Genomic DNA, 8796 nt, shown 5'->3' with positions numbered 1-8796 from the left:
CCGGTAGCTCGTCAGGCTCATAACCTGAAGGTCACAGGTTCAAATCCTGTCCCCGCAACCAACAGCACCCCATCCCAATACCCCAACAGCACACCCCGCAGGCAACGGCCCGCGGGGCTTTCGGTGTTTATTATCCTGTCCTGGCATCGGAATGCCGCTACCTTTTTCGTCGAGACACCGTTCCGATGCGCTCGCCGAGCCGCTGGCGTTCACGGAAGTTTGTGTTATGTTCCGCTCGGTCGAGTAGGAGGGACGGGCGTGAACAGGTTTCTCTCGGGTACGGCGGTTATCGTGATGGCGTTGGGCTTCGCTGCCCCCGCCGATGCCGCCAATGACGTGATGAAGGAATGTGGCGCTAAATATCAGGCCGCCAAGGCGAACAATATGCTGGGCGGCAAGAATTGGGCGCAGTTCCTGGCGGCATGCCGCGGCTCACAGGCAGCTGCTCCGGCCGCCACCGCATCGACTGGCAAGGACGCTGCCGCGAAACCCGCCCCGCATCTGCCGGGCGCGCAGAGTCCCGCAATGGCTGCGATGCATGATCGCCAGCGCAAATGCGGACAGATGTGGCAGGCCGACAAGGCGGCGGGGAAGATCCCGGCGGGTCAGAAATGGCCGCAATATTGGAGCGCGTGTAACACCAGGCTGAAAGGTTGATCGAGCCGGCCATTATCGTCCCTTGTGGGATCGCTCGGCAGGTCAAGCAAAGGTCGCAGCTCCGGGCCCCAGATCGTTGCCGGCGCCGAGCGCAACATTACCCTGGCTTGTAAGGTGAGCGCTGCGGCAGTGCTTTTCGGCTGTTCATTGTCGCTGGCCCGAAGTCTGTCTCAGGTGAGCGGAACCCGCTTGCCGCGCATGCTCTCATGGTGCTGTCAGACTGTTCGGCGGATGCCCCTCCGGGCATGCGAGTATCAGTCAATGCATTGAAATCGCTGGTGACCCCTACGGGACTCGAACCCGTGTTTTCGCCGTGAGAGGGCGACGTCCTAGACCGCTAGACGAAGGGGCCGTCATGTGCGGAGCGCGGTCCTTAAGAGGCGCATGACGGCAAGTCAAGCGGCTCCGCGCGACAATTCTCACGCCATCAGGAGGCGATCCTCGCCGGCTGCGGCCAGCACGCCGATCAGGCCGCCGAAGTCGCAGCGTGGATCGTGGTCGGCGGGTTCCGAGCCGGTGAGCAAGAGCCCGGACTGGCAGAGAATGATCCCGATACCCGCCTCCAGCGCTTCGTCGAGGAGCTGGCCGAGCCTGGGCAGACCGGCTGCGGCATAGGCGTGATCGTCCAGCGCTTCGATGGGAAGCCGCGTCAGTGCAACCGCACGGCCATCCAGGAACAGGCGCGCGGCACCGCCCAGCGCGGCCTGGGCCAGCGCGAGGGTGAGCGCGGAACGGAAACGGGCGGTCGATGCTTCCGCCACGATGATGGTCAGGCCGCGCACAGACATCCCGGATCCTTGGGTAGACGGATGGTCCGCATGCGGAAGGCGAGCGCATCCAGCAGCAGCAGCTTGCCGGCGCTGTCTTCGCCGAAGCCGGTCAAGACGCGCACGACCTCCATTGCCGCGAGGCTGCCCATCACGCCAGTCAGCGCGCCGAGCACGCCCTGATCGGCGCAACTTATGTCGGGCCGGTCGGGATCGGTGCCGACGAGGCAGCGATAGCAGGGCTTGTCGGCCTCCCAGCCGCGATAGACGGCGAGTTGTCCTTCGAACTGACCCACTGCGGCCGAGACGAGCGGAATGTGCAGGCTCGTCGCCGCATCCGATACGGCGAGCCGCGTCGCGAAATTGTCGCTCCCGTCGACGATCGCGTCGATGCCTTCGAGCAGTGATTCCGCGTTGCCCGCATCGATCCGCTGATCGAGCCCGAGCAGGATCGGATCGGGATTGAGGCGCGCCGCGGCCTCGCTGGCTGCCTCCACCTTGAGCCGCCCGACATCGGCCGTTCCGAACAGCGTCTGGCGCTGCAGGTTGGAAAGGCTCACCCGATCGTCGTCGAACAGGGTGAGCCGTCCGACGCCCGCAGCGACGAGATACTGGATCGTTGGCGATCCGATGCCGCCCGCGCCGATGACGGCGACATGGGCGGAGAGCAGCCGGCGTTGGCCTTCCCCGCCAATCTCCTTGAGGATGATATGACGGGCATAACGATCGAGCTGATCGTCGCTGAGCGTCACCGTCCCGTTGATCCGAAGCCGCCCGTGCCGCGCACGGTTTCATCGAGGGCATCGACCTCGGCAAAGGCTGCGCGGGTCACCGCCGCCGGCACGAGCTGAGCGATGCGCTCGCCGCGCCGGATCTCGAATATATCGCTGCCCAGATTGGCGAGGATGATCTTCACCTCGCCACGATAGTCGGCATCGATCGTGCCTGGGCTGTTGAGGCAGGTAATGCCATGCTTCAAAGCCAGGCCGGACCGCGGCCGCACCTGAACCTCATAGCCTTCCGGAATTGCGATGGCAAAGCCGCTGGCGACGGCATGGCGCGCGCCGGGGGCCAGCGTCACGTCTTCGGCCGCGACCACGTCCATGCCTGCGGCATGGACGGTCGCATAGGCTGGCAACGGCAGCCCTTCGGCGTGCGGCAGGCGCTTGATCTGGATCGCGATCGTTTCAGAGGGCATCGGCAATCCTCATTGCGAGCCGCCGGGCGACTTCGTCCTTGGGAAGTTCGTCCCAGCTTTCTACGCCGGAAGCGGTGACGATGTGAACGCGGTTCGCCTCGCCGCCCATCACGTCGCCGGACACGTCATTGGCGACGATCCAGTCGCAGCCTTTGCGAGCGCGCTTGGCGACGGCGTGGTCGATCACGTCATTCGTTTCGGCTGCAAAACCAACCACGAGGCGTGGCCGATCGCGCGATTGCGATACAGTGGCAAGAATATCGGGATTTTCGACCAGCGCGAGCGCCGCAGGCGCAGATCCGTCCTTCTTGAGCTTCTGAGGCGCTTCGGCTGTCCGCCAGTCCGCGACCGCGGCGACCATCACGGCCGCATCCGCCGGCAGCGCATGGGCCACCGCATCGGCCATCTCGCGTGCGGTCTCGACGTCGACGCGCCTCACGCCGCCGGGGGTTGCGAGCTGCACCGGCCCCGCAACCAGTGTCACCCGCGCGCCCAGCGCCGCCAGCGCGCCGGCGATGGCAAAACCCTGTTTTCCGGAAGAGCGGTTTGCGATGTAGCGGACCGGATCGATCGGCTCGTGCGTCGGTCCTGCGGTGACGACGATGTGCCGTCCGGCAAGCGCGCTGGTGCGTATGCCGGTGGGGGGCACGGCTGCGGCATGGCTGCGCTCGGCAAAATGTCGCTCGATCGCGGCGAGGATCGCCGGCGGTTCGGGCAGCCGCCCGGGGCCATATTCGCCGCACGCCATCGGACCTTCGTCAGGCTCCACCACCGTCACGCCATCGGCGCGCAGCCGCGCGACGTTGCGAACGGTCGCCGCATGGCTCCACATGCGCACGTTCATAGCGGGCACGGCGAGCACCGGCTTGTCGGTGGCGATCAGCAGCGTCGTGGCGAGATCGTCTGCGATGCCGGCGGCCATCTTCGCCATCAGATCCGCTGTCGCCGGGCAGACGACCACCAGATCCGCCTCGCGGCTCAGCTGGATATGCCCCATCTCGGTCTCGTCCTTGAGATCGAATAGGCTGGTATGCACCTGCTGCTCGGAGAGTGCAGCAAGGGTCATCGGCGTGACGAAATGCTGTCCGGCCTCGGTCAGCACGCAGCGGACCGTGCCGCCGCTCTTGCGGATCAGCCGAATGAGTTCGCAGGATTTGTAGGCCGCGATGCCGCCGCCGACGATCAGGAGTATGCGCTGGCCCATCATCGTCCGCTCCATCGCCTTGCCGCACGCGCGAGTCGACAGGAACGACGATCGCTCACGATGCCCTTCGATATGGGAGCATCGCCAACTGCTGCAATCCTCCGCCCTTTCACAGCAACCACATGATCAGAGCACCCGCCACGGCTCCGCCGATCGCGATGAGGCCGTTTCGCCACCAACCGCCGCCGATCCTCACCACCTGCACGTCACGGAGCGGCGGCGGGGGCGGGGCTGCGCCTTCGCTCGGGAACGCGGCCTCGATCCGGCGGACCAGTTCGGGGAGCCGCGTGAGTGTCCTGAAGTCCGCCAGCAGCCGATCGGCGATGAAGGCTTCCGGGCCGAGCTCCGACCGGAGCCACTCTTTCACGAACGGGCCCGACGTTTCCCACATGTTGATCTCGGGATCGAGGCTCTGCGCCACGCCCTCCACCATCACCATCGTCTTCTGCAGCAGCAGCAGGTGCGGCTGGGTCTGCATGTCGAAGGCGCGGGTGATCGCGAACAGCCCGTCGAGCATCTGGCCGATCGAGATGTCCTTCACCGGAAGGCCGCGGATCGGCTCACCCACGGCGCGCAGTGCGGTCGTGAATTCGGCGAGGTTATGATGCGGCGGCACATAGCCCGCTTCGAAATGAATCTCGGCCACGCGCTTATAATTGCCGGTGATCAGGCCATGCAATATCTCCGCCAGCCACACCCTGGCCTGGCGGTCGATGCGGCCCATGATGCCGAAATCGATCGCCGCGATACGGCCGTCGGGCAGGGCGAAGAGATTGCCCTGGTGCATGTCGGCATGGAAGAAGCCGTCAGCGATCGTCTGGCGCAGGAAGGCGCGCACGATATTGGCGGCAAGCGCCCGCAGATCATGTCCGGCAGACAACAGCCCTTCGCGATCGGCGAGCTTGATGCCGTCCACCCAGTCGATCGTCAGGATGCGGCGGGACGTCCGGCTCCAATCCACGGCGGGCACCACGAATCCCGGCTCCGCCTCCATGCCTTCGGCCAGCTCGGATGCGGACGCCGCCTCGCGCCTCAGATCGAGCTCGCGCAGCGTCCATTGGCGAAAAGTGGCGATGACGAGCCGGGGCCGCAGCCGCGCCAGCTCGCCGCCCATCGCTTCGGCCTGCGCCGCGGCCCACTCATAGGTCTCGATGGCGCGTTCCATCTCCTCCTCGATGCCGGGGCGGAGGATCTTGACGGCTACCTTGCGTCCATCGGTGGTGATCGCACGGTGCACCTGCGCGATCGAGGCGGCACCGATCGCCTGCTCCTCGAAATGGGAGAAGAGCGCCTCGATCGGCTTGCCCAGGCCGCGTTCGACCGCCGCGCGCACGAGCGGGTAGGGGGCGGGGGGCAGGGCGTCCTGCAGGCGGAACAGATCCGCAGCGGCTTCCTCGCCGACGAGGTCCGGCCGCGTCGCGAGTGCCTGACCGAGCTTGATCGCCGCAGGGCCGAGCGCTTCGAACGCATCGGCATAGGCCGGCTGATTCGGCACGCGCGCGCCGAGCCGGGCGATCCGGGTCAATCGCCGCACGGGCGCCGGGGTCAACGGATCGCGCTCGATACCGCTCAGCGCGCCATGGCGCGCCAGGGTGCGGCCCCACCGCAGGAGGCGAAAGAGATGAACGGCCGAACGGGTCATGCGCGCGCGACACCTTCCCGGTTCGATCGCGGCAGGGCGGCGGCGGAGCGCAGGCTGCTCAAATCTTCCATCCCGAATGAATGGCCACAAGCCCGCCCAGGATCGGCTCGACCCGCGTCTGCACGAAGCCCGCTTCGCCGATCATCGCCTTGAAACGGTCCATGTCCGGGAAGCGACGGATCGATTCGATCAGATAGCGGTAGCTGTCTTCGTCCTTTGCCAGCAGCTTGCCGACGCGCGGCACGATGTGATGCGAATAGGCGTCATAGACGTCCGCGAAGCCCGGCCATTGCGTCGTCGAGAATTCGAGGCAGAAGAAGCGCCCGCCGCGCTTGAGCACGCGATGCGCCTCCTCAAGCGCTTTCTGGATGTGCGTCACGTTGCGGATGCCGAACGCGATCGTATAGGCGTCGAAGCTCTTGTCGTCGAAGCTCAGCGTCTCGGCATTCTGCTCCGTCCACACCAGCCCATCGATGCCGCGCTTCTTCGCGCGCTCCATGCCCACTTCCAGCATGGCCGGATTGATATCGGCAACCGTCACCTGTGCGCCGGAACGGGCGAGGCGGAAGGCGATGTCGCCGGTGCCGCCCGCCATGTCCAGGATCGATTCGGCCGCCCGCGGTTTCACCTGACGGACAAAATGATCCTTCCAGAGCCGGTGCAGCCCGCCGGACATGGCGTCGTTCATCAGGTCGTAGCGCGATGCGACGCTGCGGAAGACGGCGCCAACCTTCTCGGTCTTCTCGGTTGGGGAGACTTCGGTATAGCCGAAGGAAACGGTGTCGGTCATGGATGCGCCACGCTGGTGGGAAGTTGGCGCTGCTCTAGCCAAGGGATGCGCCCACGGCAAATTCCGCATCGCTGCGTCTGAGCCTTCCGGGCCGCTCCGGCCGCGCCGCGCAGGAGAAGTGGCGCGCTGCTGTGAGCCACGCTACAGTTGGGTTTGATGTGCTTGGCATAGTATAAAAGGCGAATCTTTTCGGGGGCTTGCTTCCTCCGGACGAAACGCGCAACGCTTGGCCGCTCACGGAGTGGTATCGATGAAGTACGATCTGTTCTCCGGCTATTCGACGGCGGGACTTCTTACCCTTCTCGTCTATGTCCTGTTCATCGTGGCGACGCTGCAGCGCAACAGCTTTCGGCTGCGGATCGGCCTGGTCGTGGCGGCAGCACTGGCCTTTTTCGTCGCGCTCACCGGCCGCAAGGATTATCTGCTGGCCCTGCTGGCGCTGACCCTGGTGGCAGTCAATCTGGGGCAGATCGCGCTGCTGATGTTCGGAGGCCGCAATATCCGTTTCACCGCGGAAGAGCAGGAGATGGTGGATTCGGCGCTGCCGATCATGACGCCCAAGCAGGCGCGCCACCTGCTCAACCAGGGTCTGTGGATATCAGGACGCCCCGGCGAGGTGCTGATCCACGAGGGCGAACGTGTCCAGCATCTCTTCTATCTCAGCCAGGGCAATGCCCGCGTGACCAATGGCGGCCAACATATTGCGACCTGCGATCCGCAGACCTTCATCGGCGAGATGACGGTGCTGTCCGGCGATCCTGCGACCGGAACGGTGACGCTGGAAAATATTGCGCGTTTCTGGTGCATCACCGCGCCGGCGCTGCGCCGCTTCCTGGATGAAAATCCCGATCTCCAGGTCGCCCTAGAAACGGGATTTTCACGCGACATGCGTGCCAAGCTCGTGCGCGCGAACCGCGCGCTTGCGGAGGCCGGTGCACGGGAAAAGCCCGCCTGACCTTAAAGTTCGATCTTCCAATCCCAGCCGAGCGGATCGCCGTCCATGATCTCGATCCCGCTGGCGGCAAGCGCGTCCCGGATTGCGTCGGATGCGGCGAAATCCTTTGCGGCGCGGGCGGTCTTGCGCTGTTCCAGCCGCGCTTCCACCGCGTCCGCCTCGATCTGCGCGTGCGTCGGCCGGATACGCATCGCCACGCGGTCCAGGGTCAGCAGTTCGAGGCCCAGCGCGAGATCCATGCTGGCCAGCACGCGCAGCCGCTGGTCGGGCGTCAGTGTCTTCAGCGCGATCGTCTCTTCGAGCAGCGGCAGGGCGCGCGGCAGCATCAGATCAGCGGAGACCGCCTCGTCGAAACGGGCGAGCAGCGCCGTTGCCGCCGCAGGCAGCCCCTCCTCGATCACCGAGCGCTGATAGCTGGTCGCCGCACCGCGGCTGTACCGCGTCTCGGTAATCGCCCGTAGCCATGCAAGCTCGCCGGCTTTTGCGCGAAGCTGAGCCACGCCCATCACCAGCCGCTTCAAGCGGGTGAGCGCCGCCGCGATATTCTCCACCGAGAATTCCAGTTCGCTGCGATAATGGGCGGACAGGCAGAGCAGCCGGTAGGCGAGCGGGTGGATGCCCTTGTCGATCAGGGACGGCAAGGTCGCGAAATCCCCCTTGGATTTCGACATCTTACCGGTTCGATCGATCAGGAAATTGTTGTGCATCCAGAAGTTTGCCCCGGTTTTCTCGGTTCCGGTAAAAGCCTGGTTCTGTGCGATCTCGTTGCAGTGATGGATCTCGCGATGATCGATCCCGCCGGTGTGGATGTCGAACTGCGCGCCGAGATATTTGAGGCTCATCACCGAGCATTCGAGATGCCAACCCGGCGCGCCGGGGCCCCAGGGCGAGGTCCATTCCATCAGCCGTTCGGCGCCTTCCGGTGATCGGCGCCAGACGGCGAAGTCGCTCGGGTGGCGCTTGCCTTCCACCTCGGCGATACGGCCCATCACCTCGTCACCGCGCGCGCCGGCGAGCCGGCCATAGTCCGGCACCGTCGATGTATCGAAATAGAGGCCGCTCTCCAGCTCGTAGGTCGATCCAGCCGCCTCGATCTTGCGTGCGAAGGCGATCATGTCCTGCACATGATCGGTCGCGACGCTCCACAGCGTCGGGTCGATGATGTTGAGCGCGGCGAGATCGCGCTTGAAGGCCTGGGTGTAGAAGGCGGCGACGTCCCAGATCGTCATGTTGGCGCTGCGGGCGGCCAGCTCCATCTTGTCGTCGCCCACATCCGCGTCCGATGTCAGGTGGCCGACATCGGTGATGTTGATGACGTGATTGACCGGCCAGCCCTTCCAGTTGAGCATCCGGCGCAGGCTGTCGGTGAACACATAGGCGCGCAGATTGCCGAGATGCGCGAAATTATAGACGGTCGGCCCGCAACTGTAGAGCCTCACCATCGTGGGATCGATCGGTTCGAACGGTTCGATCGTCCGGGTGAGGCTGTTGAACAGGGTCACGGGTGCAGAGCGTGTCATGCGCCGCCCCGTAGAACATCGTGCGGAAAAGGGGAACGCTTTTGGCGGAACCCTGCTGCCCGT

General features: G+C 65.2%; 9 protein-coding genes and 1 tRNA gene. 2 read left to right on the top strand and 8 right to left on the bottom strand.

Translation table 11 applies throughout. The annotated features are described in order from the left end of the window. Positions 1 to 258 precede the first annotated feature (258 nt). Complete coding sequence (locus tag GQY20_RS12115; RefSeq protein WP_198350928.1) at positions 259 to 657, top strand: hypothetical protein; 399 nt, start codon at positions 259 to 261, stop codon at positions 655 to 657. Between the two features lie 276 nt (positions 658 to 933). Here the strand turns inward: GQY20_RS12115 and GQY20_RS12110 are convergent. From GQY20_RS12110 to ubiE, 7 genes are all read right to left on the bottom strand, one after another. After that, positions 934 to 1009, bottom strand: a tRNA-Glu gene (locus tag GQY20_RS12110). 67 nt (positions 1010 to 1076) lie between these two features. Beyond that, entirely contained in the window at positions 1077 to 1445 is a 369-nt protein-coding gene (locus tag GQY20_RS12105) for a peroxiredoxin (protein WP_232476012.1), read from the bottom strand. After that, positions 1427 to 2176 carry a HesA/MoeB/ThiF family protein gene (locus GQY20_RS12100; RefSeq protein WP_157217307.1) on the bottom strand — a complete coding sequence of 250 codons (750 nt, stop codon included), beginning with the start codon at positions 2174 to 2176 and terminating at the stop codon, positions 1427 to 1429. Before GQY20_RS12100 ends, GQY20_RS12105 begins: the two co-directional genes overlap by 19 nt. Continuing rightward, entirely contained in the window at positions 2173 to 2622 is a 450-nt protein-coding gene (dut, locus tag GQY20_RS12095) for a dUTP diphosphatase (RefSeq protein ID WP_157217306.1), read from the bottom strand. Before dut ends, GQY20_RS12100 begins: the two co-directional genes overlap by 4 nt. After that, positions 2612 to 3829, bottom strand: a complete 1218-nt coding sequence (gene coaBC / locus GQY20_RS12090; RefSeq protein WP_157217305.1) for a bifunctional phosphopantothenoylcysteine decarboxylase/phosphopantothenate--cysteine ligase CoaBC — start codon at positions 3827 to 3829, stop codon at positions 2612 to 2614. Before coaBC ends, dut begins: the two co-directional genes overlap by 11 nt. Positions 3830 to 3935: 106 nt before the next feature. Further along, positions 3936 to 5468, bottom strand: coding sequence for a 2-polyprenylphenol 6-hydroxylase (gene ubiB, locus GQY20_RS12085; RefSeq protein WP_157217304.1), 1533 nt, complete (start codon positions 5466 to 5468; stop codon positions 3936 to 3938). Between the two features lie 58 nt (positions 5469 to 5526). Next, positions 5527 to 6258 (bottom strand): bifunctional demethylmenaquinone methyltransferase/2-methoxy-6-polyprenyl-1,4-benzoquinol methylase UbiE, encoded by a 732-nt coding sequence (gene ubiE, locus GQY20_RS12080; protein WP_157217303.1) that lies wholly within the window; start codon positions 6256 to 6258, stop codon positions 5527 to 5529. A gap of 250 nt (positions 6259 to 6508) precedes the next feature. On the opposite strand from ubiE, the gene GQY20_RS12075 reads away from it, so the two are divergent. Further along, positions 6509 to 7213: a cyclic nucleotide-binding domain-containing protein gene (locus tag GQY20_RS12075; protein WP_157217302.1), complete on the top strand. Its 705-nt coding sequence runs from the start codon at positions 6509 to 6511 to the stop codon at positions 7211 to 7213. A 2-nt stretch (positions 7214 to 7215) separates the two neighbouring features. On the opposite strand, the gene cysS is transcribed toward GQY20_RS12075, so the two are convergent. Further along, positions 7216 to 8733: a cysteine--tRNA ligase gene (cysS, locus tag GQY20_RS12070; protein WP_157217301.1), complete on the bottom strand. Its 1518-nt coding sequence runs from the start codon at positions 8731 to 8733 to the stop codon at positions 7216 to 7218. Between the last annotated feature and the right edge of the window lie 63 nt (positions 8734 to 8796).

Origin of the sequence: Flavisphingomonas formosensis (genome assembly GCF_009755815.1) — a bacterium.
Classification (GTDB): domain Bacteria; phylum Pseudomonadota; class Alphaproteobacteria; order Sphingomonadales; family Sphingomonadaceae; genus Flavisphingomonas; species Flavisphingomonas formosensis.
This window is presented reverse-complemented; position numbering and strand designations above follow the sequence as displayed.